At 72.2% G+C, this 26,953-nt stretch carries 22 protein-coding genes and 1 tRNA gene; 16 read left to right on the forward strand and 7 right to left on the reverse strand.

Annotation, left to right across the window (positions count from 1 at the left end; genetic code table 11):
* Nucleotides 1–261: 261 nt before the first annotated feature.
* The 6 genes from FSY66_RS08485 to FSY66_RS08510 all read left to right on the forward strand — a co-directional run bounded on the left by FSY66_RS08485 (nucleotide 262) and on the right by FSY66_RS08510 (nucleotide 8,005).
* Nucleotides 262–2,022 (forward strand): ABC transporter ATP-binding protein, encoded by a 1,761-nt coding sequence (locus FSY66_RS08485; RefSeq protein WP_144793616.1) that lies wholly within the window; start codon nucleotides 262–264, stop codon nucleotides 2,020–2,022.
* Nucleotides 2,019–4,106, forward strand: a complete 2,088-nt coding sequence (locus FSY66_RS08490) for an ABC transporter ATP-binding protein (RefSeq protein ID WP_144793619.1) — start codon at nucleotides 2,019–2,021, stop codon at nucleotides 4,104–4,106. The genes FSY66_RS08485 and FSY66_RS08490 overlap by 4 nt, the downstream gene beginning before the upstream one ends.
* Before the next feature lie 126 nt (nucleotides 4,107–4,232).
* Nucleotides 4,233–5,237, forward strand: a complete 1,005-nt coding sequence (locus FSY66_RS08495; RefSeq protein ID WP_260853600.1) for a tripartite tricarboxylate transporter substrate binding protein — start codon at nucleotides 4,233–4,235, stop codon at nucleotides 5,235–5,237.
* A complete protein-coding gene (locus FSY66_RS08500; RefSeq protein ID WP_144793627.1) occupies nucleotides 5,234–5,728 on the forward strand; it encodes a tripartite tricarboxylate transporter TctB family protein in 495 nt (164 codons plus the stop codon). The genes FSY66_RS08495 and FSY66_RS08500 overlap by 4 nt, the downstream gene beginning before the upstream one ends.
* Nucleotides 5,728–7,233 (forward strand): tripartite tricarboxylate transporter permease, encoded by a 1,506-nt coding sequence (locus tag FSY66_RS08505; RefSeq protein WP_144793630.1) that lies wholly within the window; start codon nucleotides 5,728–5,730, stop codon nucleotides 7,231–7,233. Before FSY66_RS08500 ends, FSY66_RS08505 begins: the two co-directional genes overlap by 1 nt.
* A gap of 169 nt (nucleotides 7,234–7,402) precedes the next feature.
* A complete protein-coding gene (locus FSY66_RS08510) occupies nucleotides 7,403–8,005 on the forward strand; it encodes a TIGR03085 family metal-binding protein (protein ID WP_144793633.1) in 603 nt (200 codons plus the stop codon).
* Between the two features lie 341 nt (nucleotides 8,006–8,346).
* Here FSY66_RS08510 and FSY66_RS08515 read toward each other — a convergent pair whose 3' ends face one another.
* From FSY66_RS08515 to FSY66_RS08525, 3 genes are all read right to left on the reverse strand, one after another.
* A complete protein-coding gene (locus FSY66_RS08515) occupies nucleotides 8,347–9,093 on the reverse strand; it encodes an HNH endonuclease (protein ID WP_186304516.1) in 747 nt (248 codons plus the stop codon).
* 341 nt (nucleotides 9,094–9,434) lie between these two features.
* A tRNA-Thr gene (locus tag FSY66_RS08520) sits at nucleotides 9,435–9,507 on the reverse strand.
* Between the two features lie 116 nt (nucleotides 9,508–9,623).
* A complete protein-coding gene (locus tag FSY66_RS08525; protein WP_186304517.1) occupies nucleotides 9,624–10,508 on the reverse strand; it encodes a DsbA family protein in 885 nt (294 codons plus the stop codon).
* A 217-nt stretch (nucleotides 10,509–10,725) separates the two neighbouring features.
* On the opposite strand from FSY66_RS08525, the gene FSY66_RS08530 reads away from it, so the two are divergent.
* Genes FSY66_RS08530 through FSY66_RS08540 form a run of 3 tightly spaced genes read left to right on the forward strand, consistent with a single transcriptional unit; the run spans nucleotide 10,726 to nucleotide 14,498 of the window.
* Entirely contained in the window at nucleotides 10,726–12,249 is a 1,524-nt protein-coding gene (locus tag FSY66_RS08530; protein ID WP_144793642.1) for an alpha,alpha-trehalose-phosphate synthase (UDP-forming), read from the forward strand.
* A gap of 4 nt (nucleotides 12,250–12,253) precedes the next feature.
* Nucleotides 12,254–13,078 (forward strand): trehalose-phosphatase, encoded by an 825-nt coding sequence (gene otsB / locus FSY66_RS08535; RefSeq protein WP_144793645.1) that lies wholly within the window; start codon nucleotides 12,254–12,256, stop codon nucleotides 13,076–13,078.
* 34 nt (nucleotides 13,079–13,112) lie between these two features.
* Complete coding sequence (locus tag FSY66_RS08540) at nucleotides 13,113–14,498, forward strand: DUF4032 domain-containing protein (protein WP_144793648.1); 1,386 nt, start codon at nucleotides 13,113–13,115, stop codon at nucleotides 14,496–14,498.
* Between the two features lie 69 nt (nucleotides 14,499–14,567).
* On the opposite strand, the gene FSY66_RS08545 is transcribed toward FSY66_RS08540, so the two are convergent.
* The 4 genes from FSY66_RS08545 to FSY66_RS08560 all read right to left on the reverse strand — a co-directional run bounded on the left by FSY66_RS08545 (nucleotide 14,568) and on the right by FSY66_RS08560 (nucleotide 19,374).
* A complete protein-coding gene (locus FSY66_RS08545; RefSeq protein WP_144793651.1) occupies nucleotides 14,568–15,245 on the reverse strand; it encodes a TetR/AcrR family transcriptional regulator in 678 nt (225 codons plus the stop codon).
* Nucleotides 15,242–16,069: a ferritin-like domain-containing protein gene (locus FSY66_RS08550; RefSeq protein WP_144793654.1), complete on the reverse strand. Its 828-nt coding sequence runs from the start codon at nucleotides 16,067–16,069 to the stop codon at nucleotides 15,242–15,244. Before FSY66_RS08550 ends, FSY66_RS08545 begins: the two co-directional genes overlap by 4 nt.
* Nucleotides 16,070–16,073: 4 nt before the next feature.
* Nucleotides 16,074–18,314: an HAD-IB family hydrolase gene (locus FSY66_RS08555; protein ID WP_144793657.1), complete on the reverse strand. Its 2,241-nt coding sequence runs from the start codon at nucleotides 18,312–18,314 to the stop codon at nucleotides 16,074–16,076.
* Between the two features lie 169 nt (nucleotides 18,315–18,483).
* Complete coding sequence (locus FSY66_RS08560; protein ID WP_144793661.1) at nucleotides 18,484–19,374, reverse strand: hypothetical protein; 891 nt, start codon at nucleotides 19,372–19,374, stop codon at nucleotides 18,484–18,486.
* 55 nt (nucleotides 19,375–19,429) lie between these two features.
* Here FSY66_RS08560 and FSY66_RS08565 point away from each other — a divergent pair, with 55 nt between their 5' ends.
* From FSY66_RS08565 to FSY66_RS08595, 7 genes are all read left to right on the forward strand, one after another.
* Nucleotides 19,430–20,263, forward strand: a complete 834-nt coding sequence (locus FSY66_RS08565; protein ID WP_144793664.1) for an SDR family NAD(P)-dependent oxidoreductase — start codon at nucleotides 19,430–19,432, stop codon at nucleotides 20,261–20,263.
* The gene (locus FSY66_RS08570; protein WP_144793668.1) at nucleotides 20,260–21,198 is read left to right on the forward strand and encodes a lysophospholipid acyltransferase family protein; all 939 of its coding nucleotides are present in this window, start codon (nucleotides 20,260–20,262) and stop codon (nucleotides 21,196–21,198) included. Before FSY66_RS08565 ends, FSY66_RS08570 begins: the two co-directional genes overlap by 4 nt.
* Nucleotides 21,199–21,294: 96 nt before the next feature.
* Nucleotides 21,295–23,022 carry an FAD-binding oxidoreductase gene (locus tag FSY66_RS08575; protein WP_144793671.1) on the forward strand — a complete coding sequence of 576 codons (1,728 nt, stop codon included), beginning with the start codon at nucleotides 21,295–21,297 and terminating at the stop codon, nucleotides 23,020–23,022.
* Nucleotides 23,023–23,224: 202 nt separating this feature from the next.
* Nucleotides 23,225–24,175, forward strand: a complete 951-nt coding sequence (locus tag FSY66_RS08580) for an aldo/keto reductase (RefSeq protein WP_144793675.1) — start codon at nucleotides 23,225–23,227, stop codon at nucleotides 24,173–24,175.
* Nucleotides 24,176–24,387: 212 nt separating this feature from the next.
* Nucleotides 24,388–25,875 (forward strand): phytoene desaturase family protein, encoded by a 1,488-nt coding sequence (locus tag FSY66_RS08585; protein WP_144793678.1) that lies wholly within the window; start codon nucleotides 24,388–24,390, stop codon nucleotides 25,873–25,875.
* 137 nt (nucleotides 25,876–26,012) lie between these two features.
* On the forward strand, nucleotides 26,013–26,618 hold the full coding sequence (locus tag FSY66_RS08590; RefSeq protein ID WP_144793681.1) for a hypothetical protein: 606 nt from the start codon (nucleotides 26,013–26,015) through the stop codon (nucleotides 26,616–26,618).
* Nucleotides 26,615–26,941, forward strand: a complete 327-nt coding sequence (locus FSY66_RS08595) for a hypothetical protein (protein ID WP_144793684.1) — start codon at nucleotides 26,615–26,617, stop codon at nucleotides 26,939–26,941. Before FSY66_RS08590 ends, FSY66_RS08595 begins: the two co-directional genes overlap by 4 nt.
* Nucleotides 26,942–26,953 lie beyond the last annotated feature (12 nt).

Genomic DNA, 26,953 nt, shown 5'->3' on the forward strand with positions numbered 1-26,953 from the left:
GCCGCGCCGTCCGGCGGGCGGCGCGGCGGGCCCGTCGGCCGCCCTGCTCCTGGCCCCCGACACTAGTCCTTCCGGGTCTATCCTGGTCCGGGCCGGGTTCGCCCCTGTCGCCGCGCCCGTCTCCGCCCCGCCCAGCTCCGGCACGAGCCGCTGCTCCGGCACCCGCCCATGCTCCGGCCGCCGCCTCCGATCCGGGGGCCGCCGAGCCCGACGTGCTCCGCGCACCGCACCCGGCGTCCGCCGCCGCGCCCTGGAGGCCCCATGCTGCTCCGCATCATCCGCGTCTACGCGGGCCGCTACCCCGGCTGGATCCTGGCGGTGGTGGTCCTGCAGCTCATCGCCGCCATGACCATCCTGTTCCTGCCGGCGCTCAACGCGCGCATCATCGACGACGGCGTGGCCCAGGGCCGCACCGGGGTCATCGGCGCCACGGGGCTGGTCATGCTGGGCGTGACGCTGCTGCAGGCCCTCTCGGCGGTGGCCGCGGTCTACTGCGGGGCCCGCGTGGCCATGGGCGCCGGCCGCGATCTGCGCCGCGACGTCCAGCGCCGGGTCGCCCGGTTCTCGGGCCGGGAGATGGACCGCTTCGGCACCCCGTCGCTGATCACCCGCGGCACCAACGACGTCCAGCAGGTCCAGATGCTCATCCTCATGGGCCTGACGCTGATGATCACGGCTCCGCTGATGAGCATCGGCGGGCTCGTCATGGCGCTGCGCACCGACCCGGGGCTGTCCTGGCTGGTCTGGGTCTCGATCCCCCTGCTGATCGTGCTGATCCTGCTGATCATGCGGCGGCTCATGCCGCTGTTCCGGGCCATGCAGGGCAGGATCGACGACATCAACGGGGTGCTGCGCGAGCAGGTCGTCGGCATGCGCGTGGTGCGCGCGTTCGTGCGGGAGGACCACGAGCGGACCCGCTTCGCCGGCGTCAACGACGACCTCTCCGACATCTCGCTGCGCATCGGGCAGCTGTTCGTGCTGATGTTCCCCCTGATCATGATGGTCCTGCACCTGGCGACCGCGGCGGTGCTGTGGTTCGGCGGGCACCGCGTGGACCAGGGCCTGCTCGAGGTCGGGCAGATGACCGCCTTCACGCAGTACCTCCTGCAGATCCTCATGGCCCTGATGATGGGCGTGTTCATGCTCATGATGGTTCCGCGCGCGCTGGTCAGCGCCGAGCGCATCGGCGAGGTCCTCGACGCGGAGTCGACGCTGGTCGAGCCCCGGGATCCGCAGCTGCCGCAGCGGCTCGAGGGCGTCGTCGAGTTCCGGGACGTGACCTACTCGTACCCGGGGGCCGAGGCCCCGGTCCTGCAGGGCATCAGCTTCACCGCCCGCCCCGGCACCATGACCGCGATCATCGGTTCGACGGGAGCCGGCAAGACCACCCTGGCCCACCTGATCCCGCGCCTGGACGACCCCACGCACGGCCAGGTGCTGCTCGACGGCGTCGAGACCTCCCGCATGGCCCGCTCCGAGATCGTGCGCCGGGTCGCGCTGGTGCCCCAGAAGCCCTACCTGTTCTCCGGGACCATCGCCTCCAACCTGCGCTTCGGACGCCCGGGAGCCACCGACGAGCAGCTGTGGGAGGCCCTCGAGACCGCCCAGGCCGCGGACTTCGTGCGGCGGATGCCCGATCAGCTCGGGACGAGCGTCTCGCAGGGCGGCACGACGGTCTCCGGCGGCCAGCGCCAGCGGCTGTCGATCGCCCGGGCGCTCGTCGCGGACCCGGTCGTGCACATCTTCGACGACTCCTTCTCCGCCCTCGACGTCACGACCGACGCCGCCCTGCGCGCCGCCCTGCGCCCCGTCACCCGGCACGTGACCCAGATCGTCGTGGCCCAGCGCGTGGCCACCGTCCTGGACGCGGATCAGATCCTGGTCCTCGACGACGGGCGCATCACCGCGCGCGGCACCCATGCCGAGCTGCTCGAGTCCTCCCCCACCTACCGCGAGATCGTGGACTCGCAGCTCTCCCCCGAGGACCCCTCGGCCGACACGGAAGCGGAGGCCTCCCGATGAGCCCCAGCAGCACCCCCCGCGGCCGCGGCGACCGGGCGGAAGCGGCGACGACGGAGGCGGCGGGCGCCGCGGTCCTCGGGTCCGACGAGCAGCCGCTCATCGCCCCCGGGGCCGACCCCGATGCCCCGCCCTCGGACGAATGGGGCGATGCCCCCGTCAGGAGGGCCCGGCGCTTCTGGCCCTCGGTGCGCCGCCTCGGCGCGCTGATGCTCGGCTTCAAGGGCCGGCTGGCCGTGGTGCTCGCGTTCATCACCGGCTCCGTCGTGCTCTCCGTGCTCGCGCCGGTGCTGCTGGGGCAGGCCACGAACGTGATCTTCGCCGGGGTGCTGACCCGCGAGCTGCCCCCGGATGCGACCCAGCAGGAGGTCGTCGACGACCTGCGGGCCCAGGGCCAGGACTCCCTGGCCGACGTCTTCACGACCATGCCCCTGGACCCGGGGGCCGGCGTGGACTTCCAGCGGCTGGGCGCCCTGATCCTCATCGTGCTCGCGATGTACCTCGTGGCCGGGATCCTGCAGTGGGCCCAGGGATTCGTGCTCAACGCGATCTCCGTGCGGATCATCCGCGACCTGCGCCGGGAGGTCGAGGAGAAGCTGCACCGCATCCCGCTGAGCTACTTCGACACCCGCCGCCGCGGCGACGTGATGTCGCGGGTGACCAATGACGTGGACAACGTGCAGACCGCGCTGCAGCAGACGTTCTCCTCCCTGCTCGAGAACCTCATGCGCGTGCTCGGCATCCTCGTCATGATGTTCGTGCTCTCGTGGCAGCTGGCCCTGGTGGCCCTGATCGCCCTGCCGCTGTCCGCGGCCGCTGCCGGGATCGTCGGGTCGCGGGCCCAGAAGCACTTCGGCCGGCAGTGGGCCGCGACCGGAGCGCTGAACGGCCAGATCGAGGAGGACTTCACCGGCCACCAGCTGGTGACCGTGTTCGGCCGCGAGGAGGACATGGCCCGCGACTTCGACCGCCGCAACGAGCAGCTGCACCGCTCCGCGTTCTCCGCGCAGTTCGTCTCCGGCTCCATCATGCCGATCATGCAGTTCGTCTCGTGGCTGTCCTACGTGGGCATCGCCGTCGTCGGCGGGATGCGCGTGGTGTCCGGGAGCATGACCCTGGGGGCGGCCACCGCCTTCATCCAGTACTCCCGCGAGTTCAACCAGCCGCTGTCCCAGGTCGCGTCGATGGCCGCCCAGATCCAGTCCGGCGTCGCCTCGGCCGAGCGGGTGTTCGAGCTGCTCGACGCGCAGGAGCAGGACCCCGAGCCCGCACCGGCCGAGCTGCCCGAGCGCACCGAGGGCCGCGTGCGCTTCGAGGGCGTCTCCTTCTCCTACGCGAAGGACCAGCCGCTCATCGAGGACCTCTCCTTCACGGCCGAGCCCGGGCGCACGGTCGCGATCGTGGGCCCGACCGGTGCGGGCAAGACCACCCTGGTCAACCTCGTGATGCGCTTCTACGAGATCGACGCCGGGCGGATCACCCTCGACGGGGTCGACATCCGGGACATGACGCGAGCGCAGCTGCGCTCCCGCGTGGGCATGGTCCTGCAGGACGCCTGGCTCTTCTCGGGGACCATCCGCGAGAACATCCGCTACGGGCGCCTGGAGGCCGCCGACGAGGAGGTCGAGGCCGCGGCCCGCGCGACCTCCGTCGACCGGTTCGTGCGCGCTCTGCCCGACGGCTACGAGACCGTGCTCGACGACGGGGGCGGCAACATCTCCTCCGGCGAGCGCCAGCTCATCACGATCGCCCGGGCGTTCCTGGCCGCGCCTGCGCTGCTGATCCTCGACGAGGCCACCTCCTCGGTGGACACCCGCACCGAGGTCGCCGTGCAGAAGGCCATGGCGGCCCTGCGCAGCGGTCGGACGTCGTTCGTGATCGCCCATCGGCTCTCCACGATCCGCGATGCCGACACGATCCTGGTGATGAGCTCCGGGCGGATCATCGAGCAGGGCTCGCACGACGAGCTGATGGGCCGGGACGGGGCCTACCGCGCTCTCTACGAGAGCCAGTTCAGCGAGGAGCCGCCCGAGGAGCCCGAGGCCCTGACCGGCCCGCTCGAGGCGCAGGAGCCGGGCCGGGGCTGACCGGGCCGGCGGCCCCGGAGCGCGTCCGGTGTGCGCCGCCTCACAGGTAGCATGGCTCGGACCATCGGCCGCGGCGGCGAGCTGTCCCCCGCCGCGGCCCTGTCCCGCACCGGCAGGAGCCCTCCCGTGGATTCACCCGACCCCGGTTCGCCGGGCCGGCGCGCCGTGCTCAAGGGAGTGGGTGCGGCGATCGCGCTCGGCTCCTTCGGCACCGCCGCCTACGGCTCGATCACGTCCCGCACCTCCGGGACCGATCTGCGCTCGAACCTCACGATCATCGCCCCGGCGGCCGCCGGCGGCGGCTGGGACACCATCGCCCGCGAGATGCAGATGGTCCAGCGCGAGCACTCGATCATCAACAGCACGCAGGTCGTCAACATGCCGGGCGCAGGCGGCACGATCGCCCTGAGCAACCTGACCGGCCTCGCCGGCGACGCCCGGACCATGATGGTCGGCGGCACCGGCCAGCTCGCGGCCACGATCCAGTACGAGACCGACGTCGCCCTCGAGGACGTCACGGCCCTGGCGGTCGTCGTCGAGGAGTACGGGGTGATCGTCGTCCCCGGGGACTCTCCCCACGAGACCCTCGACGACCTCGTGCAGGCGTGGCGGCAGGACCCCGGCTCCCTCCCGTGGACCGGCGGCGGCTCGTTCGACGAGCTCGTGATCACGGACCTCGCGCTGAAGTCCGGCGTGGACCTCTCGAGGTTCCAGTACGTCTCCTCCGACGGCGGAGGCGAGGCGATCCAGGCCCTGCTCAACGGCACCGCCGCGGCCGCCTCGGGCGGCTACCCGGACAACGTCGATCAGATCGAGTCCGGGAACCTGCGCGCACTGGCCCTCGTGGCCCCCGAGCCGGTCGAGGGCGTCGAGATCCCCACGACGGCGGAGCAGGGCTACGACGTCACGATGACCAACTGGCGCCTGCTCGCGGCGCCGCCCGGCATCTCCGACGAGGAGCGCACCGAGCTCGAGGCCGTGATCCGGGAGACGATCGACGCCCCCGAGTGGGCCGAGGCGATCGAGCGCTACCACTGGGCCGAGAACCGGATCTTCGGCGAGGACCTGGCCGCCTTCCTGGAGCAGGAGCGCACGCGCATCGCGGCGCTGTACGAGGAGATGGGCGCATGAGCCGGCCTGCCTTCCTGCTGCGGGAGCTGCTGACCCCGGCCGTGCTCCTCGCCTTCGCCACCTACCTGCTGGTCAACCTGTTCCTGATCGAGGTCCCGGACTCCGCGGACTTCCCCGGGCCCCGGTTCTTCCCCGCGATCATCGCCGGTCTCATGTACCTCCTGCTGGGCCTCGAGCTGATCCGCATCCTGCGCGATGCCCGGCGCCTCCCCGAGCACGAACCCGCCGAGACCGCGCCGCCCCGCGGCTTCGACTGGCCCGCGCTCGCGTGGACCGTCGGCGGGTTCGTCGTGTTCATCGCGACGCTGCGCCTGCTCGGCTGGGTCCTGGCCGCGGCGCTGCTCTTCTGGTGCGTCGCCCGCGGCTTCGGCGATCGCCGCCCGCTCACGTCGGCGGCGGCGGGCCTGACGATCAGCTCGCTGGCCTACATCGCCTTCGACATGGGGCTGGGACTGAACCTGCCCTCCGGCATCCTGGGAGGTGCGTTCTGATGGAGTCCCTGTCCCTGCTGGCCGACGGCTTCGCCGGCGCCCTGACGGTGGGCAATCTCCTCTGGGTCGTGGCCGGCTGCCTGCTCGGCACGGCCGTGGGCGTCATCCCGGGCCTCGGCTCCTCGATGGCCGTCGCCCTGCTGCTGCCCGTGACCTTCGCCCTCGAGCCCACCGCCGCGTTCATCATGTTCTCCGGCGTCTACTTCGGCGGGCTGTTCGGCGACTCGACCATGGGCATCCTGATGAACACGCCGGGCCAGGGCTCGGCCATCGCCTCGACCTTCGAGGGCCACCGCATGGCCAAGGACGGCCGCGCCCCGCAGGCCCTGGCCACCGCGGCCATCGGCGCGTTCATCGGCGGCTTCACCGCCTCGATCCTGCTGGTGTTCGTGGCGCCCTGGCTGGCGGCCTTCTCCACGAGCTTCGGCCCCGCGGAGTACTTCGCGCTGGCGATCTTCGCGTTCGCGGCGACCTCGTCGGTGGTCACGGACTCGGCGGTCAAGGGACTGCTCTCGTTGCTGCTGGGCCTGGGCATCGCGGTGATCGGCATCGACTCCGTGACCGGCATCCCCCGCTTCACCGCCGGCTCCCAGAACCTCTTCGACGGCATCTCGCTGGTCACCGTCACGGTGGCCGTGCTCGCCGTCGGCGAGGTCATCCACTTCGCCACGATCGCCCGCAACCGGCCCGAGGGGCAGATGATCGAGTCCAAGGGCCGCCCGTGGCTGTCGGGCCGCGAGTTCCGCGAGGCCCTGCCCGCCTGGGGCCGCGGCACCGCGATCGGCCTGCCCTTCGGCGTGATCCCGGCCGGAGGGGCGGAGATCCCCACGTTCCTGGCCTACGGCACCGAGCGCTCTCTGGACCGGCGCCGGCGCGATCCCCGGTTCGGGAAGGGCGCGATCCGCGGCCTCGCCGCCCCGGAGGCCGCCGGCAACTCGACCACCGGCATGGCCATGGGCGCGCTGCTGGCCCTGGGCCTGCCGGTGTCCGCGACGGCGGCCATGATGCTCGCCGCCTTCCGGCAGTACGGCCTCCAGCCCGGCCCGCTGCTCTTCGAGCGGTCCTCCGAGCTGGTGTGGGCGCTCATGGCGAGCTTCTTCATCGCCATGATCGTCCTGCTGATCATCAACCTCCCCTTCGCGCAGCTGTGGGCCAAGCTCCTGCTGATCCCCGCGCCGTACCTCTACGCCGGGATCATGGTCTTCTGCGGCCTCGGCGTGTACGCGGCATCCAGCTCCCTGTTCGACCTCGGCCTGCTGCTCGTGATCGGCCTGATCGCCTTCGCGATGCGGATCAACGGCTACCCCATGGCGCCGCTGATCATCGGCATGGTCCTCGGGCCGCTGGCCGAGACCTCCCTGCGCGATGCCCTGGTGTCCTCGGACGGCGATACCGGGGTCCTCGTCGGCAGCCCCATCACCTGGGTCCTGTACGGGGTGCTCGCCCTGATCCTGCTCCTGGCCCTCCGCGCCAAGGTGGTCAGCCGCACGCGTCGGGACGTCTGAGCCGACGCCGTCCGCCCTGCCCCGATGGGAATGTCCTGTGCATTCGGGCCGAACGCCCATCGGCTGTTCCGCGGTCCCAGCACCCCCCGATACGTTGGTGGGGAAGGCACCGAATCAGTCATCGCATGAGCGCCCCCGGCGAGCCCGGGCCGCGCCGAGAGGAGATGAAGTGACCAACTTCGCCGTCGTCGAGCGTCGTCACCTGGCAGCGCTGCTGCGCCGCGTGGGCCCGGATGCGCCCACCCTGTGCGAGGGCTGGGCCACCCGCGACCTCGCGGTCCACCTGATCGAGCGCGATTCCCGCCCCGATGTCGTCGCGGGCACCGTGCTGCCGAAGGTCCCGTTCCTGACCAAGCGAGCCAGGAGCGCCGACGCCCAGCTGCGCGCCCAGGACTGGTCCGACCTCGTGGCCAAGGTCGAGAAGCCCGCGGCCTACTCCCCGGCCCGCCTGAGCCCGCTCGACAAGCGCATGAACACGGCCGAGTTCTTCGTCCACCACGAGGACGTGCGCCGCGCGCAGGAGACCTGGCACCGCCGCCAGCTGCTGCAGGAGGAGGAGAGCGACCTCTGGGCCGCCCTCAAGCTCATGGGCAAGCCGCTGCTGCGCTCCCAGGAGGACTCGGTCCTGCTCGTGGCCAACGGCTACGGCTCCGTGACCGGCGGCAAGGCCAAGTCCTCGACCGTGCGCATCGTGCGCGGCACGCCCTCCGAGCTGCTGCTGTGGGCCTACGGCCGGCGCGAGCAGGCGGAGGTCGCGATCACCGAGGAGTGATCCGCGAGCGCTGACGATGCGGCCCCCGACCCGACGGTCGGGGGCCGCTCGTCATTCCGGCGGCTCCGGCACCCCGTGCGCGGCCCCAGAACGCCCCGACGACAGAGCGCGCCCGCGGGGGGCGCCCGGGCGGCCCATCGAGCGGCGAGGACTCGCATACGGGCCCCTCGCGGGTGCAGCGGGGGCGGTTGCACGACGAAGGCCCCGTTGAAAGCGAATCAACAACAATCCGTGGGTGCCTCCGCAGTTCATTGTCGACGACGCGGAGCCGTATCGGGCCAGCCCGCTCCTGCCGGCGACCTATGGGACGCCCGCTCCAGGCAGACCTGAAAACCCATGCGTTACCGTCGGACGCTGCCCTCCACGATGTCGGCCAGCTGCTCCACAGTGAGCCAGGGGGTCCCGCGATGAATCATCCGGTGGCAGTTGGAGCACAGCAACGCGAGATCCGCGAGCGACGTAGCTGTCGGACCTGAAACATGCAACGGAACCCGGTGATGCACCTCGATGTACCCGTCGCCACGGGCGCCGTAGAACCGACCGAAGTGGAAGCCGCAGACCTCGCAGGCGATCTCCCCGCCAGCAGCCCGCACCGCCTTGATCTTCGACTCCCTCATGACACGGTCTCGCTCCCGCGCAAGATGAGCCTTCTCGAGCACTCCGCCCTCTGAAACCGTCACACCCAGATCGGGATCCGCGATCTTCTCCCGGTTTGGGATCTCCCCTCCGAATGCGGACTTCCGGACCACGGCAGCCTGTTCTCTCAAGAGCCCGGGGTCGTTCTCGAACTCGTGCACCACCTGACGGGTCAGAGCCCCGCCCTTCGTGGGCGCGCCTCTGTAGGTCGAACGGGCGGTCACGATATCTGCCGTCTTGCGAGACACGCTTCCCGGGCTCCGGAAGTCGGCGGGCCGTGATGCGGGCGGATGGAACGGGAGCCTTCTCAGCTGCCGAGACAGCTCCACGACCTGAGGGTCCGTCTGCCGCAGCTCACGCCATTCGTTGGCGACAACGGCATCCGCGACCAGGACGATCTCCTCGCGTGTCCACACTGGATTCCGCAGTCTGCGCGGCTGGGACTCAGTCATAGGAGTGATTCTCCACCATGGGCCGGCCATCCTGTGAGCGTGATTCATCAGGCGCCTGACCCATGCCCTGGACAGGCCCGCTCGGTTATCAGCCGTCGCATCCGCCACCGGAACGGCGCCGAGCACGGTTGCGGCACAGGAGCGCCCTTCCGCCGACGTCACGGATCGCCCCCACCCGAGACGGGGCACCCCCCCCCCGCCGCGAGGGGTCGCCCGCGCGGCCCATTGAGCGGCGAGGACTCGCATGCGCCCCCCTCGCGGGCGGGGCGGGCGGCGCGGGGCGGATGCACGACGAAGGCCCCGGCAACGCGCTCGCGCGACCGGGGCCTTCGTCGTCCGTGAGCCCCCTGTCGGAATCGAACCGACGACCTGCTGTTTACAAGGCAGCTGCTCTGCCGACTGAGCTAAGGAGGCGCGTCCCCTCGGATGAGGAGCCCTGCCATCCTAGCGAAGGCCCGGGGGCCGGGACGACGTCGGCGCCCGCCGGCCTCTCGGTCGACGGGCGCCGCGTGCTGCCGGGGCGGGGGGGATCAGCCCTGTCCGCCCTCGCCGCCGGCGTCGTTCGGGTCCTTGCCCTCGCTCGCGGCCTGGACCGCGTCCTTCATCGAGGAGCCCTGCTGCCAGACCACGCCGTCGACCATCGCGGTCGGGGTGCCGGTCACGCCGTCGGCCTGGGCCTGGGCGGAGGTGTAGTCGACCATCGGGCGCCAGTCCTGGTCGTCCATGGCCTGCTGGATGTCGGCGCCGTGCTTGGAGGCGATCTCGACGATCTCCTCGTCGTCCAGCCCGCCGGTGCCCTGGTGGGTGAACATCTCCTTCTGGAACTCGAGGGCCTCCTGCGGGCCGACCTGGTCGGCGACCTCGTAGTAGGCGGCCGAGGAGCGCGAGGAGTAGTAGGTGGCGTTGTCCAGGTAGTTCACCGTGCGGTACTCGACGGTCGCGTCGCCCGACTCCACCAGATCGGCGATCTCGTCGCCGTAGGTCTCCTCGAACTCGGCGCAGTGCACGCAGTCGAAGTCCTGCCACACGACGATCTGGACGGGATCGCCGGACTCCCCGGCGGTGCCGGGCTCGACGATGCCCTGAGCATCCGGCTCCTGCGGCGGCTCGGCGGGCGGATCGCCGGCGTCCGCGGCGGAGACCTCGTCGGACTCGGCGGCGTCCTTCGTGATGCCGTCGGAGGTCATCTCGATCCCGCCCCACTCGTTCGCGCTGGCGGGGACGGGCCCGGAGTCGGGGATGCGCTGCGAGCGCACCTGCCAGAACACGAGCGCGGCGATCACCAGGATCGCGACCACCAGGATGGCGATGCCGATCTGGAGGAGGCGCTTCTGCCGCTGATCGGCCTGGGCGTGCTTGTCGGCGATGCCGCGGGCCTGTGCCCGGAAATCGTCCTTGTCCTTGGTGGGGGCCATGGATCCTCTTCTGCGTGGCGGTCGGTCTGGCGACGCCGCGGGACGCGCGGTCTCCGCGGGGACGGATCGTCTCCGAGCCAGGATAGCGGCCGAGCGCATCGCACCCGTGCCCAGGAACCGCCCAGCCGGTGCGCAGACGGGGGCCGCGACCGCGCGGGGGCCGCCGCCCTAGGATGGAGCCGAGAGGCGATGACGATTCCGATGGAGGGATGCCCGCATGAGCCAGACACCTGAGACGACCACGGCGAGGCCGACGTCGGGCGGGGGTGATGGGGGCCGGGACTTCGTCGTGGTGGCCAACCGCCTGCCCGTCGACCGGTCCACGGACGAGGACGGGCGCAGCACCTGGCACCGCTCCCCCGGCGGCCTCGTCTCGGCGCTGGCCCCGGTGATGGCCAAGAACGACGGCGCCTGGGTCGGCTGGGCCGGCAGCCCGGACGAGTCGCTCGAGCCCTTCGACCACGACGTGTTCCACCTGGTGCCCGTCGAGTTCTCCGCCCGGGACGTCGAGCGCTACTATGAGGGCTTCTCCAACGGCACCCTCTGGCCGCTGTACCACGACGTGATCGCCCCGCCGGACTACCACCGCACCTGGTGGAACGCCTACAAGGACGTCAACCGGCGCTTCGCGGAGGCGGCCGCCTCCGCCGCCTCCGAGGGCGCGACGGTGTGGGTCCAGGACTACCAGCTGCAGCTCGTGCCCCGGATGCTGCGCCGGCTGCGCCCGGATCTGACGGTCGGGTTCTTCGACCACATCCCGTTCCCCCCGGTGGAGATCTTCGCCCAGCTGCCCTGGCGCCGCTCCGTGCTCGAGGGGCTGACGGGCGCCGATCTCATCGGCTTCCAGCGCCCCGGGGACGCGCAGAACTTCCAGAACTGCGTCCGTCGCTTCATGGGCGTCGCCTTCCGCCGGGGCGAGGCCGAGATCACCCCGGAGACCACGTCCACGGCCTTCGACTTCACGGGCGAGGACTCCGCCGCCGGTCCGTCGTGGACCGTCAAGGCGGGCCCGTACCCCATCTCGATCGACGTCGAGGGCATCAAGGAGATGGCCTCCCGTCCCGAGACCAAGGAGCGCGCCCGGGAGATCCGCCGCGAGCTCGGCGATCCCGAGACCGTGTTCCTGGGGGTGGACCGCCTGGACTACACCAAGGGCATCCGCCACCGCATCAAGGCCTACGGCGAGCTGCTGGAGGACGGGGCACTGGACGTGGACCAGGACATCCTGGTCCAGGTCGCCTCCCCGTCGCGGGAGCGCGTGGAGTCCTACAAGCTGCTGCGCGAGCAGGTCGAGGGCATGGTGGGCCACCTCAACGGCCAGTACGACACGATGGGCCACACGGCCATCCGCTACCTCCACCACGGCTACCCGTTCGAGGAGATGGTCGCGCTCTACCTCGCCACCGACGTCATGCTCGTCACCTCCCTGCGCGACGGCATGAACCTGGTCGCCAAGGAGTTCGTGGCCGCCAAGGCCGACGGCAGCGGGCGGCTGGTGCTCTCCGAGTTCACGGGCGCGGCGGATCAGCTCAAGCAGGCGATCCTGGTCAACCCGCATGACATCGACGAGCTCAAGATGCTCATGCTCCAGGCCAAGTCCATGCCCGACGACGAGGCGCGCAAGCGCATGCGCTCGATGCGCCGGCAGGTCCTGACCAACGACGTCGACGCCTGGCAGAAGGCGTTCCTGACCGATCTCGCGGCCATGCGCAGCCGCTCCCGCGACGACCAGGAGTCCTGAGCCGATGACCGAGCCCTCCCCCGATGCCCCGGCCCCGGAGGCCGACCCGCAGCTGATGGAGGCCCTGCGGCGCCTGGCGCAGGCGCCCACGCTGCTGGCCGCCTTCGACTTCGACGGCACCCTGGCGCCGTTCACGGTCGACCCCCAGGACTCCCGGGCCCTGCCCGAGTCGCAGGAGGCGCTGGACCGCCTCGCAGGGATGGAGCGCACGCACGTCGGCATCATCTCCGGGCGCGATCTGGGGTTCCTGCAGTCGGTCGTGGACCACCAGCGCACCAAGCTGCTCTCGGGATCCCACGGCGCGGAGCTCGACCTGCGCCCCCTGGGCCCGGATGCCGGCGACTCCGCGATCCGGCTGAGCCCCGAGCAGCTCGTGCTGCTGGACCGCGCGGTCGACGCCGTGCGGGAGGTCGTCGAGCGCCACCCCGGTGCCAAGGCCGAGCTCAAGCCGGCGGGCGTGTGCCTGCACACCCGGCCCATGGAGGACCAGTCCCGCTCCGATGCGGCGCTGACGGAGATGCGCGAGCGCTTCGAGGACCTGGGAGGGCTGCGCATCACCCCGGGCCAGCAGGTCATGGAGTGCTCGGTGCTCTCGGCCACCAAGGGCGAGGGCGTCGAGGCGCTCATCCGGGCCACCGGCGCGGACGCCGCGCTGTTCGCGGGCGATGACGTGACCGACGAGGACGGCATGCGCGCGCTGCGCACCCAGGACGTCGGTCTCAAGGTCGGCGACAAGGAGACGATCGCGCCGTTCCGGGTGGAGTCCCCGCAGGCCCTCGGCCGGCTGCTGACGGTCTTCGCGCGGCTGCGCGCCGAGGCCCTCGGCTGATCGGGGCGTGCGGGGGACGAGTACGCTCTGGTCCATGTCGGACATCCCCCGCGCCGCCGCGGGCGGTCAGCAGCCCCAGCGCGGCCGCCGCGTCTCGATCCAGACGGGCTTCCCCCAGCCCGAGCTGCTCGACCTTCCCTGGCAGACGCCGCTGGCCGAATGGCCCGACGAGGTCCTGGTGGCCTACCCCCGCGGCATCTCCCGCCACGTGGTGCGCTTCGCCCGGGTGGGGCGGCGCGTGCTGGCGGCGAAGGAGACCACGGCTCGCAATGCCTCCCGCGAGTACGACGTCCTGCGGCGCCTGCGCCAGATGGGCACCCCGTCGGTCGTGCCCGTCGCGGTGGTCACGGGCCGCCGCGCCCCGGACGGCGGCGAGCTGCCGGCCGTCCTGCTGACGGAGCATCTGGCCTTCTCCCTGCCCTACCGCGTCCTGTTCTCGGACAACCCGGATGCCGAGATCGCCGACAAGCTCGTGGACGCCCTGGCCCTGCTGCTCGTCCAGCTGCACCTGGCCGGCTTCTACTGGGGCGACGTCTCCCTGTCGAACACCCTGTTCCTGCGCGATGCCGGCGCCTTCGCGGCCTGTCTGGTGGATGCCGAGACCGGCGAGCTGCACCCCCGCCTGACCGACGGGCAGCGCCGCTACGACCTCGACCTGGCGAGCACGAACGTGGCCGGCGAGCTCATGGACCTGCTGGCCGCCTTCGAGCAGCGGCAGCATCCCGCGGACATCCACGACGATCTGCGGGAGGCCCCGGCTCCCGAGGACCGCGGCACCCACTCGGGGCCCGGCTACGAGCCGGCCGCGGCCACCTCGTCCCTGCCCGCTCTGCCGCCCGAGCAGACGGCCTCGACCCCGGTGGATCCCTTCACCACCGCGCAGCGCCTCACGGAGACCTACGACTCCCTGTGGCGCGAGCTCACCGACGAGGAGAGCTTCCCGCACGAGCAGAAGTGGCGGGTGGCCGAGCGCGTCGAGCGCCTGCACGAGCTGGGCTTCGACGTCGAGGAGGCCTCCCTGGACACCGACGACGACGGGGTCGTGCGCCTGATCCCCCGCGTGGTGGAGCCGGGGCACCACTCGCGTCGGGTCCGGGCGCTGACGGGCCTGAGCGCTCGCGAGAACCAGGCGCGGCGCATCCTCACCGACATCCGGCAGTTCGGCAGGGCCCTCTACCCGGGACTTCCCGAGGACATGATCGCCGGGCTGTGGAAGCAGGAGGTCTTCACCCCGATGATGCGGGCCATCCCGGCCGAGCTGCGCGCCAAGCGGGAGCCGGCGGAGATCGTCCACGAGGTGCTCGAGCACCGGTGGTTCCTCTCCGAGCGGCAGCGGGCCGACGTCCCGACCGAGGACGCCACGCGGGACTACCTCGAGTCTCAGCTGCGTCGGCGCCCCGACGAGGAGATGCTGCTCTGACGGCCCTCCCCTGCCCGGCGGGGCCGGGCCGCAGGGCCGGCTGCTGTCGGCGGGCGGCTGCGGACGGGGTCAGCCGCGGCCGAGCTGGCCCAGCAGAGCGTCGCGCACGCGCTGGGCCCAGGAGTCGCCGAGGTCTCCCTGGCGGGCCAGGCGCACGTAGGCGGAGCCGAGCACGAAGTCGATCAGGACCTCCAGGTCGGCCTCCGGGGACAGGCCGCCCGCCTCGACCTGCAGCTGGAGCAGATGGTGCAGCTGCCGCACGCGCGGGCGCACCAGGTGCTCGCGCAGGATCCGTGCGGTCTCCGTGGTCGGCTCGCTGAGCAGCGCGACCGCCGTGCCGGTCCCGAGGTCCAGGACCAGGGCGCGCACGGCGGCGTCGAGGGCCAGGGTCCACTGCTGCTGGGTCCAGGTCCCGTCCTGCGGCAGCTCGAGCGGGCGCGGGGCCAGGCTGTCGCGGCTGCGCTCCAGGACGTCGTCGACCATCGCCTCGGTGTTCGCATAGCGGCGGTAGATCGACGTCTTGGCCACCCCCGACTCGGCGGCCACGGACTCGATCGAGACCCGGGCCGGGCCCTCGCGCACGAGCAGGCCGAGCACGGCGGCCGTGATCTTCCGGTCGGTGGTGGCCGCCCGGCCGATCGGAACCCGCGCCCCGGAGGCAGGGGTCCCCGCGGACGCGTCCGGCTCCGCCGCCGCGCCGGCAGGATCGCGCTCGGCGCCCGCCCCGGACGTCCGAGGCGCGGTCATGCGCTCAGCCGCTGGGCCGGCTCCGCTGCGGGGGCCTGATCCTCGTCCTGGTCGATGACGTCCTGGAAGAGGGTGAGCCCTCCCATGCCGGGCAGCCGGGCGATGTTGGCATCGAGCTTGCGCATCTCCTCGCGGCCCTCGTCGCCGGCGAAGAGATGGCCCATCACGTGGCGCACCTCGGCGTCGCTCATGACGCCGGAGCCCACCGGTCGCCAGGCGCTGCGCATGGCCAGCCGGGTGATCCGCTGCGCCCGCACCGAGTCGCCCAGGCGCTGCCGCGCCTGCGTCGAGTAGAACGCGACGTGGCGCGACTCCTGGCGGGCGATGCGCACGAGCAGCTCCGAGAGCACCGGGTGCTCCTCGATGGCCGCCATCCGCTTGTACGCGGCCACGGCCGAATACTCGTTCGCCGCGCCCCACGTCATGTGCGTGGCCACGAAGTCGTCGCCGATCAGCGTCGAGAGCAGCGACTGCTTGAGCGGCTTGAGCGCCTCCGCCCAGCCGAGCTTCACGCGCTTGGCCTTGATCTCGTCGTAGTCCACGACGATGCCGTGCAGGCCCAGCACCTCGGCCAGGGCCTCGCCGTGCCAGAACTCCTCGCGGTTCCACATGGTCATGAACGCCGAGACGTCCTCGTCGTGGTGCGAGGGGGTGATCAGCAGGTCCCGCAGGTAGCAGACCGTGTGGAACTCGACGTCGCACATGTAGCGCAGCACCCGCAGGGACGACTCCGGCAGCGGATCGCGCCGGAAGCTGTCCATGTCCAGGTCCTCCCAGGCCACTCGGTGGGAGGTCGCTGCGAATCGGTCGATGTCGAATGCCATGCGATCAGTGCTTCTTCCATTCCTCGATCGGCCAGTGCGAGCGCTTGGCCATGCGGTACAGGGGGATGTCGGGGTTCACGACGGCCGGGTGGCCGACGAGGCCCAGCCACGCCGCATCGGCCACGGAGTCGCCGTAGCCGAAGGAGCGCGACAGATCCAGCCCGTGGTCCTGCGCGTAGCGCTTGACCCACTGGGCCCGGGCCTCGTCCACCAGGGGCGGGGTGTCGAGATAGCCGGTCAGCACGCCGTCGCGCACGACCATGCGGGAGGCCACCACCTCGTCGAACAGCTCGGCGACCGGTGCGACGAAGAGATCCGGGCTGCCCGTCACGAGCACGGTGCGGTGGCCCGCTGCCCGGTGCTCCTCGATCCGGGCGAGGGCCCCGGGGTTGAGCTGCTCGAGCATCTGCTCCCCCAGGGGACCGTCGACGGCCTCGCGGATCGCGGACTCGGAGAGGCCCTGGTAGCGGCGCAGGAACGAGCGCAGGAACTCGCCGCGATCGCGGCGCTCGGCCTTCAGGTACGTCGGAACGGTGCGCAGCATGCCCAGGACGTCGCCGGGCAGGCGCGCGGGCGCGATGCGGCGCTGCACCGCGAGGTACTGCGACACCACGGTCGAGTCGATCACGGTGCCCTCGAAGTCGAACAGCGCCAGGACGTCGGTCCCGGGCTTGAGCTCGCGGCGGGGGCGCTGCGTGCGCTTGCGCCGAGCCGCCGAGGCGCGGGAGTACGCCCGGGTCATCTCCGTCAGCGCGGGCAGGTGGATCTGCTGCCAGTACGAGCGCCACTCGACGTCGCGGGGATCGAACGACGAGTCCGCCGGCGCGTCCTCGGGCCGCGAGGCGTTCAGCGCGCGGGTGTTCGAGTCGTCGAAGATCATCTCGGTGCGCGTGTAGTTCTGGTACAGGTCCACGTAGGTGCGCAGCGAGCCGAGGCCCGACTGGGCCTTGTGCAGCCGGTTGGCCCACTGCAGCGTCCGCCGGGTCGAGGGCAGCAGCTCGTTGAGCCGCCCGCCCATGTCGACCAGCCGCTCGCGCACGGCCAGCGAGCTCTCGACGCCGTTGTTGGCCGGGAAGCGCCACTCCGGCACGATCACCGGCTTGCCGTCCGGGCCCTCGACCGGGTGCTCGAGGAAGTACTCGCGCACGTACTCGTACATCTTGTGGAACGGCAGCGGGTTCGAGGCGCCCGTGCAGATCTGGTAGTAGCCGACGCTGCTCCGGTCGCCGGCGGCCTCGCCGCGATGGCCCTGCAGCGCCAGGGTGACGACCGCGCTGACCACGAAGTCGACCGGGGTCACGTCGAGCACCGAGTCCGGCAGGCCCGGGAACTCCGGCAGCGCCCCCTTGGCGTAGGCCATGATCAGCGGATCGGCGACCTTGTAGCCGTCGATCCATCCCGGGAACGGGTGGCGCAGCGCGGACTCGATGATCGCCGGCCGCACGACCGAGAGGCGGTGCCCGTCGCCGGCCCACAGGTCCTCGGCCACGCGCTCGCCCATGGCCTTGGTGAACGTGTAGACGTCGGTCCAGCCCAGCGACTGGGCGCGGGTGCGCCCCAGATCGACCAGGCGCTGGGTGATCCAGCCGGTGCGGCTGGCCTCGGAGGACCCGGCGACCGACTTGGGCCCCTGCTTGCCCTCGGTGCGGGTCGCGGCCTCGAGGAACGAGTGCAGCTGCTCCGGGGTGCGCGAGGCGGCCTCGGCCTCGGCCCGGGCCGCGAGGGCGTGCTCGAGCTCCTGGCGCCAGTCGACGTCGTGGTCCACCGCCGTCTCGGGGCGCAGGCCCTTGGCGATGCCCCCGACGTAGCACGTGGACACGTGGATGACGTGCGGATCCTGGCCGGAGGCGCGCAGGGCCTCGTAGAGGCTCAGGGCGCCGCCGACATTCGTCCGGAAGGCGTCGTCGATCGGCGGGTCGAACGAGACGGTCGAGGCCGAGTGGATGACGACGTCGAAGGGATCGCTGATCTCGCTGAGCGCCGAGAGGTCCCCGGAGAGGACGTCCGTGCGCTCCTCGAAGATCCGTCGCGCCTCCTCGTCGCCCACGGCCTCCCGCCACGGCTTGAAGACGGGCTTGCGCAGCAGCTGTCCCAGGCGCGTCTGCGCGGTGATCTCGCCCTTGGGGCGGATCACGGCCGTGACGTGGACATCTGCGCCGGAGGACAGCAGGCGCTCCAGCACCGCCTGGCCGAGGAAGCCGGTGGCTCCCGTCAGCAGCACGCGCTGGGTGGTGGACTCGGTCAACGGGACTCCTCGGAGGATGGGCGGCCCGGCGGCCGCATCTCGGGGATGCGGCGCCTGCGGCTCGACGTCGATGGATGGATGGTTCGGGTGCGGCCATTGTGCCGGACGCCCGGGAGGCGAGCCTGCCGGGTGCCGGGCCGTGCGGCCGTCGTCCCGGGGCGGGGTGCGCTCAGAGGCCGCGCAGCGCGGCCGCGAGCGGCTCGGGGCCGCGCAGCCCCGGCAGGGCGTGGACCTCGTCGTCGGCCTCTCGGCACAGCCGACGGCGCTGCCGCACCCCCGGGGCCAGGACCTCCAGCGCCCGACGGGCCTGCGCGGCCGACATCCGCCGGAGCAGCAGCGGCGAGAACCCGAAGCGCACTGCCCGCCGGGCCGATGCGGCCGCGGCGGCGTCGGCGAGCAGACGCGCCCGGGCCTCCTCGCGGAAGAAGCCGATGTAGTCCTGGGTGCGCTCGAGGGCCTCGTCGCACAGGCGGTCGATCACGGGATGGCCGGCGACCTCGCGCAGGCGCCGCAGCAGCGCGGCGGTCGTGGACTCCCGGGAGAGGCCGCGGGCCATCTGACCGGCGACCACGCGCTCGCCGCGCAGGTTCGTCCACACCGAGTCGGTCATGGGATGGATCTGGTCCGCGAGCGCACCGAGCCGTCCCGCCAGGTCGTCGTCGGGCTCGACCTCCGCAGGGGTGGGGGCGCCGTGGGCGGCGAGCACGCGCTTGAGCGCATCCGCGATCCAGAACCGCTCATAGGCCCAGGTCGTGAGGAAGGCGTCGATCCGGGCCTCCTTGGAGGTCCACCCCGCGAAGAGGTCGCGCAGCTGCCCGGTGGTCGAGCGCTGCAGGTCCCACAGGTGGCGCACGGCCACCAGGACGCCGTCGTCCAGCGGCTTCTGCTCGAAGAGATCGAAGCTCAGATCATCCGAGAACGAGCCCCGCTCCCTCCCGTAGAACTTCTCCACGGGGAACTCCGTGCGCAGCACGATCTCGCGGCCGGGCTCGCTGTGCAGCCGGCCCTCGCGATGCTGCGCCAGGTATCCGCGGGTCGGGTCTGCGGCGGGTGCTCCCATCGAGGTCCTCATCTCTCCTGAATCGCTACGCCTACCGTAGTGTAGCCTGTCCCCCATGATGACAGCTCTGATCACCGGCGGCACATCCGGCATCGGATCGGCCTTCGCCGACGCCCTCGCGCGCCGCGGCTTCGCCCTCGTCCTCGTCGCGCGCGGAGCCGAGCGCCTCGAGTCCACCGCAGCCCGACTGCGCGAGCAGTTCGCCGTCGAGGTCGAGACCATCGCGGCCGATCTCAGCGCGCCGGACGACGTGCTGCGGGTCGCGCAGCGCCTCGAGGATCCGCAGCGCCCGATCGACCTGCTGATCAACAACGCCGGCTTCTCCGTCAAGCGGACCTACGCGGAGGACGGCCTCGAGCTGCATCACCGCGGCATCGACGTCATGGCCAAGGCGGTGCTCGACCTCTCCTCGGCCGCCGCGCGCGCCATGACCGCACGCGGCGAGGGGTGGATCCTCAACGTCTCCTCGACCTCGGGCGAGGTCACGATGGGCCCCTACTCGGCGCTCAAGGCCTGGTGCACCACCTACACCGAGTCGCTGGCGGTGGAGCTGCGGGGCACCGGGGTGAAGGTGATGGCCCTGCTGCCCGGCTGGGTCCGCACGGAGTTCCACTCCCGCGCCGGCATCAGCGGCTCATCCATCCCGGACTTCCTGTGGCTGCAGGCCGACGATCTCGTCGAGGCCGCGCTCAAGGACCTGGCCCGCGGCCGCGTCGTCTCGATCCCGACCCTGCGCTACAAGGCGATCATGCTCGGCGCCAAGCTGGCCCCGCGCGCCGTCGTGCGCAGGTGCTCGGGCGCGCTCATGGGCACCCGGGCCAAGGAGGCCCCCCTCGAGGCTCCCGCGGCCGCGGGAGCCGAGCCGGCGGGTCGGGGCCAGGCCCGATGAGCGGCGTCGACCCCCAGGACGCCGGCCCCCGGGACGGCGGCCCGCAGGATGCGGCAGCGCAGCCGCGGCACCGCGCGCCCGAGTCCTCTGCGCAGGAGCGCACCGCCCGCGAGGCCCGCGATCTGCGCCGCCGCCTGGACGAATGGGCCCATCCCGAGCACGAGCCGGTCCTGGAGAGCATCGACTCCCACGGCCTGCGCGACGAGGACCGCGGCCCCGACCCCGTCGCCCCGCCGGCGGCCTCGGCCCACATCGATCTGACCGACTTCACCGGGCAGTCCAGGCGGCGCGCCCGGGCCGTCGCGCAGACGCTCTTCTTCAACGGCATGATCGATCGCGTGCTGCGGCGCAGGGTCGTGCGGGCACCGGGCGCGGAGACGCTCGAGGGCGGCTGCGTCGTCGTGTGCAACCACTCCAGCCACCTCGACGCGCCCCTGGTCATGAGCTCGCTGCCGCCGAACCTGCGCCACACCGTGGCCACGGGAGTGGCGGCCGACTACTTCTTCACCGCCTGGCACAAGCGGCTGTTCACGCAGCTCGTCTTCAACGCCTTCCCCATCGACCGCAAGGGCAGCGGCGCCAACCGCGGCCTGACCAAGAAGCTGATCGCGGCGGGCATCCCCGTCCTCATCTTCCCGGAGGGCACGCGCTCCAGGGACGGCCGCATGCGCGAGTTCAAGGTCGGGGCCGCCGCCCTGTCCCAGTCCCTCGAGGTCCCCGTGCTCCCCGTCGCGCTGATCGGCGCGCACGAGGCCATGCCCAAGGGGGCCTCGTGGCCGCGCTGGGGGCGGCCTCCGGTCGTCGTCGCCCTGGGCGAGCCCCTGCGGGCCCGGCCGAACGAGACCGTGCCCGCGTACAACGAGCGCATCCAGGCGACCGTGCGGGCCCTGTACGCGCAGAACCGGCCCCTGATCGACGACCCCGACGCCCTGTGAGCCGCGGCGGGGGCGCCGCCTCCGCACCGCCGACGGCTCCTCCCGGGGACGACGGGCACGACAGCAGACAGAACACAGCAGAGAGCAGAGGTCACGATGCCGAACGTGAAGCACATGAAGTGGTGGGGCTGGGGCGAGGAGGGCGTCTTCTTCACCTGGCAGAACAAGCCCGCCTTCGCGCCGCTGGTGCGGGAGGCGGTCGGCCAGGACCTGCGCCCCCGCCAGACCGACACCGTCGACTTCGCCACCGCCGAGGTCCCGGCATCCCGCCTGGACGAGCAGACCCGCGCCCGGCTCGTCGAGATCGTCGGGGATGCGAACACCGTGGTCGAGGACCACGACCGCGTGGTCCACTGGGCCGGCAAGGCGGTCATGGACATCGTGAAGACGCTGCAGAACCGCTTCGACCGCCTGCCCGACGTCGTGGTCTACCCCGGCGACGAGGACGAGGTCGCGGCACTGATGCGCTGCGCGCAGGACAACGACCTGGTGCTCATCCCGTTCGGCGGCGGCACGAGCATCTCCCGCAGCCTCCAGCCCCGCCCGGAGGAGACCCGCACCGTCGTCTCCGTGGACCTCGGGCGGATGAACCGGGTCCTGGAGATCGACGAGACCTCGTGCCTCGCCCGCATCCAGGCCGGGGCGCTCGGCCCGGACATGGAGGAGCAGCTCAACGCGCGCGGCTGGACCCTGGGCCACTTCCCCGACTCGTTCACCCACTCGACCATCGGCGGCTGGGCGGCCACGCGCTCGTCCGGCATGCAGTCCGACAAGTACGGCGACATCGCCGACATCATCCGCGGCATGGACGTCGTGCGCCCGGGCGGGACCGTCCGGCTGCGCCCGCTGCCCTCGACCTCCACGGGGCCGTCGCTGCGCGAGATGTTCATCGGCTCCGAGGGGCGCCTGGGCATCATCACCGAGCTGTGGGTCCAGGTGCACCGCATCGCCGAGCAGCGCCAGGTCATCGCCTACATGTTCCCCACATGGCAGCAGGGCCTCACCGGGATCCGGCAGATCAAGGAGGCGGAGGTCCCCACGACCTTCGCCCGCATCTCGGACGCCCGCGAGACCGAGTTCTCGCTGGCCACCCAGAAGGCGCCCACCTCGCGGAAGGCCGAGATCTCCGCCAAGGGGCAGGAGGCGCTGTGGGCCTTCATGCGCAAGCGCGGCTGGGACACCAAGGCCATGTGCATCGCCTACGTGTGCTTCGAGGGCTCCAAGGCGGACGTGGCCCGGCACCGGAAGACGGTCGCGGGCATCGCCAAGGCCAACGGCGCGCTCGTCCTGGGCTCGGGCCCGGGCGAGCTCTACGACCAGAAGAAGTTCGACACCCCGTACCTGCGCGACTTCCTGCTCGAGCAGCAGATCATCGGCGACGTCTCCGAGACGGCGGCCCCCTGGTCCCGGCTGACCACCGTGCACCGGGCCGCCTACGAGGCCGCGCAGAGCGCCTTCGAGGAGCTCGGCGTCCAGGGCTGGATCATGAGCCACATGTCGCACTCGTACCGCACGGGGGCCTGCCTCTACTTCACCTTCGCGTTCCCGTTCACCGACGAGGACGTCGACTACGAGTACGCCCTGGTCAAGACCCGCATCCAGCAGGCGTTCATCGACGCCGGCGGAACGCTGTCGCACCACCACGGCGTGGGCGCGGAGCACAGCCCGTGGATGGACCAGGACGTCTCCGCCGAGGGCGTCGAGGTCCTGCGCGGGCTCTTCCGCTCCGCCGATCCCGGGGAGAACTTCAACCCCGGCAAGATCATCGACTCCCCGGACACGCAGACCCGCGTGATCGAGCAGCACGGGCGGCAGGCGGGCTGACCCCGCAGCGCCGGCGGCGGCTTCCGTCGGACCCGCCGACGGGGCCGCCGCTCGTCCGGCACCCCGCGGCAAGACCGGTGCCGCCGCCCTGACTACCTCCCGCGGAACAAGCCTCCGGGCGGGAGGCGTTGCCCCTGATGACACCCGCGCCGCCGCTGCCGAGTCCGCGCAGCGCGGCGGAACCGATCGGAAGGAGCAGCACATGGCCGCGACCACGCGCATCCCCGGCATCGACGCCGACATCCTGCCGCTGAACCTGGGCGGCAACACCTTCGGCTGGACCTCCGACGAGCAGCGCTCGTTCGAGGTGCTCGACGCCTTCGTCGCCGCCGGCGGGAGCTTCATCGACACGGCCGACGTCTACTCGGCCTGGGCCGAAGGGCACTCCGGCGGCGAGTCCGAGACCGTCCTGGGCCGCTGGCTGGCCGCCCGCGGGAACCGCGAGGACGTCATCATCGCGACCAAGACCGGACGCCACCCGGACTTCCAGGGCCTGGCCCGCGAGACCGTCACGGCCTCGCTGGAGGCCTCGCTCGAGCGCCTGCAGACGGACCGCATCGACCTGTACTACGCGCACTACGACGACGAGAGCGTCGCCATCTCGGATCAGGTCCGGACCTTCCACGAGCTCGTGCAGTCCGGCAAGGTCCTCACGGTGGGGCTGTCGAACTACTCGCCGGCGCGGATGCGGGAGTTCTTCGAGATCGCCCGCCGGGAGGGCCTGACGGCTCCGGTCGCCATCCAGCCGCAGTACAGCCTGGTCCACCGCCGGGACTACGAGCAGGACTACTCGCCGATCGCGCGCGAGTACGGTGCCGCCGTCTTCCCGTACTTCACGCTGGCCTCGGGCTTCCTGACCGGCAAGTACCGCACCCGCGAGGACCTCGAGGGCGCTGCCCGCAAGGACATGGCCGAGGGGTACTTCTCCGAGGACGGCCTCCGGGTCGTCGACGCCGTGGTCGAGGTCGCGAAGGCCCATGACGCCGAGCCCGCCACCGTGGCGCTGGCCTGGCTGCTGGCCCGCGGCATCAGCGCCCCGATCGCCTCGGCGTCCAAGCCCGAGCAGCTGCCGTCGCTGATCGCCGCGACCCGGCTCGAGCTCGCCGAGGACGAGGTCACGGCGCTGAACGAGGCCTCCCAGCCCTTCGCCTGATCGGCCCCCTCCCCTCCCCGCAGGGGAGGCAGGACCACCCCGCTCGAGCCCGCTCCCGGCTGTGCAGCGCCGTTCGCACGACGTCATACACGGCCGGGGGCGGGCTCTCGCTCATCGGGCTTTCATCCCGCCGGCACAGAGTCGGGGGCATCAACGAAGCTGGCGCCGCCCGTTCCGCAGCGCCGGCCGCCGTCCGACGGAGGACCTCGCCCATGCCGCCCCGCCCCGCCGACATCGCCCGGACCCGACGCGCCGTCGTCGTCGGCTCCGGACCCAACGGCCTCACGGCCGCCGCCCTGCTGGCCCGCGACGGCTGGGAGGTCGAGGTCTTCGAAGGCGGCGAGCATCCCGGCGGGGCCGCGGCCTCGGCGCCTGCCCTGGGCGAGGGCACGATCGTCGACCTGGGCGCGGCAGGGCATCCGTTCGGCATCGCCAGCCCGGTGTTCCGCGATCTGCGCCTGGAGGACCACGGCCTCGAGTGGGCGCATTCGGCCTACCCGATGGCGCACCCGGCCGAAGGCGCCCCGGCGGCCCTGCTCCATCGGGGGCTCGAGGAGACCGCGGCCGAGCTGGGCCGCGATGCCCGCGCATGGCGGGCGGTGCACGCGACGCTCGTGGCGGACATCGACGCCCACCTGGAGAACATCCTGGGCCCCATGCTGCGCCTGCCGCCGCACCCGATCGCCATGGCGCGCTTCGGCCTGCGGGCCGCGCCCCCGGCCGCGGCCCTCGCCCGGACCCTGTTCCGGGACGACCCCGCCCGCGCGCTGCTCCTCGGCTCCGCCGCGCACGCGATCGCCCCGCTGGGGCACCCCTTCACCGGCGCCTTCGGCACGCTCTTCGGCGCCCTGGGCATGACCAGGGGCTGGCCGGTGGCCCGCGGCGGCACCGGAGCGATCGCGGGGGCCCTGCTGAGCGTCCTGCGCAGCCACGGCGGGACGCTGAGCACGGGCCGCTGGATCTCCGATCTTCGCGAGCTCCCGCCGGCGGATGCCGTGCTGCTGGACATGACGCCCTCGCAGGTCCTCGAGCTGACGGGCCCAGGCCGCGACGCCATCCCGGACCGGACCCGGGCGCAGCTGGGCCGCTGGCGCCACGGAGCCGCGGCCTTCAAGGTCGACTACCTCCTCGACGGCCCCGTCCCCTGGTCCGATCCCCGGGTGGGCGAGGCCACGACCGTCCACGTCGTGGGCTCGAGCGACGAGCTGCGCCGCGCCGAGTCCCAGGTCTTCCGCGGCCGACTTCCCGAACGACCGTTCGTCATGGTGTGCCAGCAGCAGGCGGCGGATCCCTCCCGCGCGCACGGTCCCGCCGAGGGCCGCACCGTGCTGTGGACGTACGCGCATGTTCCGGCCGGGTACGTCGAGCTCCGCGCGGGGGAGGTCGCCGGGCTCATCGAGGCTCAGATCGAGCGCTTCGCCCCCGGATTCCGCGACCGCATCCGCGAGCGCCGCACGACCGACCCCGCGCAGCTCGAGCAGTGGAATCCCAACCTGATCGGCGGCGATGTCGCCGGGGGGGCCATGACGGGCCTGCAGTCGGTGCTGCGCCCGCGCCCGGCCCTGCAGCCGCATCGCCTCGCTCCGCACGGGCTCTACCTGGCGTCGTCGTCCACGCCGCCGGGAGCAGGGGTCCACGGCATGGCGGGAGCCTGGGCCGCAGGGGCGGCCATGGCCGACGCCGCGCGCCGCGCGGGCTGAGCACCCCGCCCGCCCCCTCCACGATCATCTCGAGCGCCGCCCGGGCGCCGTCGAGGCGATCACCGCCACCCGGGCGCCGCTGCCCGGAGACCGCCGACGACCGATCCCCGCACCGCACCGCGCAGCAGGAGGCCTCCATGAACGATCCGCACCCCGATCACTGCCCGCCGCTGAGCTGCGCGGACCTGCTGCGCCTCGGGGGGCTGGCGGCCCTGGCCGCGGTCGTGCTGTCCCCGCTGCGCCACTACGTCGGGCCCCAGGAGGAGGTGGACCGGGCCAAGATCGACCAGGACTCCTTCCCGCTGTCGACCTATCCGATGTTCTCCGAGGACCGCAGGGGCCGGATCGTCGTCCCCCATGTCATCGGATTCACCGCCGGCGGCGAGCGCATCCTGCCGCACTACGCGCACTACGGGGCGGGCGGGCTCAACCAGGTCCGCAAGCAGATCGCCCGCGACGTGCGCGAGGGCCGTGCCGTGCAGGTCGCCCAGCGCTATGCCGATTCGCTGGCCCGGCCGATCGGCGGGGAGGGTTCCGTCGAGGTCGAGCTCATGCGCCGGCGCGAGCGCGAGGCGACGATCGAGCGCATCGAGGTCGTCCGCAGCCGCTTCGTGTTCGACGAGTACTTCGCCGGGGACACGGCGCCCCGCTCGGAGTCCGTCCTCGCAGTGTGCAATGTCGGCGGGCCCGCATCCGCACCGCCCGGCGGCAGGGCGCGCCGCATTCGGAAGGAGAGGTCATGAGCATCCGCGCAGCAGTCCTCCGGCATCTGGCCGACGTCCTGGTCCCCGCAGCCGAGCCCCTGCGACCGGCCGCCCTGCGCCTCGGCATCGGGGCCTTCTCCGGGATCCACCATCTGCGCAGACGGCCGATGTTCCAGCAGCTGCACGCCCAGGATCCCGAGCAGTTCGCACCGGTGGGGCCGGTGCGGATCCTGCGCAGGCCGCTTCCGGCGCGCACGGCGGATGCGCTGTTCGATGCCGCTCAGGTCGTCAACGCCCTGGCGCTGGCCGGACTAGCTGTTGTGGGTCATGAGGTTCTTGGCGCGGGTGCGTCGATGAGATGAGGAACGGGCTCC

The sequence above is a fragment of the Kocuria palustris genome (assembly GCF_007666205.1).
Lineage (GTDB): Bacteria > Actinomycetota > Actinomycetes > Actinomycetales > Micrococcaceae > Kocuria > Kocuria palustris_A.

What these genes read in the sequence shown, in the direction of transcription:
- FSY66_RS08485 (WP_144793616.1), top strand. Translation starts at nt 262, where the DNA reads ATGCTGCTCCGCATCATCCGCGTCTACGCGGGCCGCTACCCCGGCTGG.
- FSY66_RS08490 (WP_144793619.1), top strand. Translation starts at nt 2,019, where the DNA reads ATGAGCCCCAGCAGCACCCCCCGCGGCCGCGGCGACCGGGCGGAAGCG.
- FSY66_RS08500 (WP_144793627.1), top strand. Translation starts at nt 5,234, where the DNA reads ATGAGCCGGCCTGCCTTCCTGCTGCGGGAGCTGCTGACCCCGGCCGTG.
- FSY66_RS08505 (WP_144793630.1), top strand. Translation starts at nt 5,728, where the DNA reads ATGGAGTCCCTGTCCCTGCTGGCCGACGGCTTCGCCGGCGCCCTGACG.
- FSY66_RS08515 (WP_186304516.1), bottom strand. Translation starts at nt 9,093, where the DNA reads ATGACTGAGTCCCAGCCGCGCAGACTGCGGAATCCAGTGTGGACACGC.
- FSY66_RS08525 (WP_186304517.1), bottom strand. Translation starts at nt 10,508, where the DNA reads ATGGCCCCCACCAAGGACAAGGACGATTTCCGGGCACAGGCCCGCGGC.
- FSY66_RS08530 (WP_144793642.1), top strand. Translation starts at nt 10,726, where the DNA reads ATGAGCCAGACACCTGAGACGACCACGGCGAGGCCGACGTCGGGCGGG.
- otsB (WP_144793645.1), top strand. Translation starts at nt 12,254, where the DNA reads ATGACCGAGCCCTCCCCCGATGCCCCGGCCCCGGAGGCCGACCCGCAG.
- FSY66_RS08540 (WP_144793648.1), top strand. Translation starts at nt 13,113, where the DNA reads ATGTCGGACATCCCCCGCGCCGCCGCGGGCGGTCAGCAGCCCCAGCGC.
- FSY66_RS08545 (WP_144793651.1), bottom strand. Translation starts at nt 15,245, where the DNA reads ATGACCGCGCCTCGGACGTCCGGGGCGGGCGCCGAGCGCGATCCTGCC.
- FSY66_RS08550 (WP_144793654.1), bottom strand. Translation starts at nt 16,069, where the DNA reads ATGGCATTCGACATCGACCGATTCGCAGCGACCTCCCACCGAGTGGCC.
- FSY66_RS08560 (WP_144793661.1), bottom strand. Translation starts at nt 19,374, where the DNA reads ATGGGAGCACCCGCCGCAGACCCGACCCGCGGATACCTGGCGCAGCAT.
- FSY66_RS08565 (WP_144793664.1), top strand. Translation starts at nt 19,430, where the DNA reads ATGATGACAGCTCTGATCACCGGCGGCACATCCGGCATCGGATCGGCC.
- FSY66_RS08570 (WP_144793668.1), top strand. Translation starts at nt 20,260, where the DNA reads ATGAGCGGCGTCGACCCCCAGGACGCCGGCCCCCGGGACGGCGGCCCG.
- FSY66_RS08575 (WP_144793671.1), top strand. Translation starts at nt 21,295, where the DNA reads ATGCCGAACGTGAAGCACATGAAGTGGTGGGGCTGGGGCGAGGAGGGC.
- FSY66_RS08580 (WP_144793675.1), top strand. Translation starts at nt 23,225, where the DNA reads ATGGCCGCGACCACGCGCATCCCCGGCATCGACGCCGACATCCTGCCG.
- FSY66_RS08585 (WP_144793678.1), top strand. Translation starts at nt 24,388, where the DNA reads ATGCCGCCCCGCCCCGCCGACATCGCCCGGACCCGACGCGCCGTCGTC.
- FSY66_RS08590 (WP_144793681.1), top strand. Translation starts at nt 26,013, where the DNA reads ATGAACGATCCGCACCCCGATCACTGCCCGCCGCTGAGCTGCGCGGAC.
- FSY66_RS08595 (WP_144793684.1), top strand. Translation starts at nt 26,615, where the DNA reads ATGAGCATCCGCGCAGCAGTCCTCCGGCATCTGGCCGACGTCCTGGTC.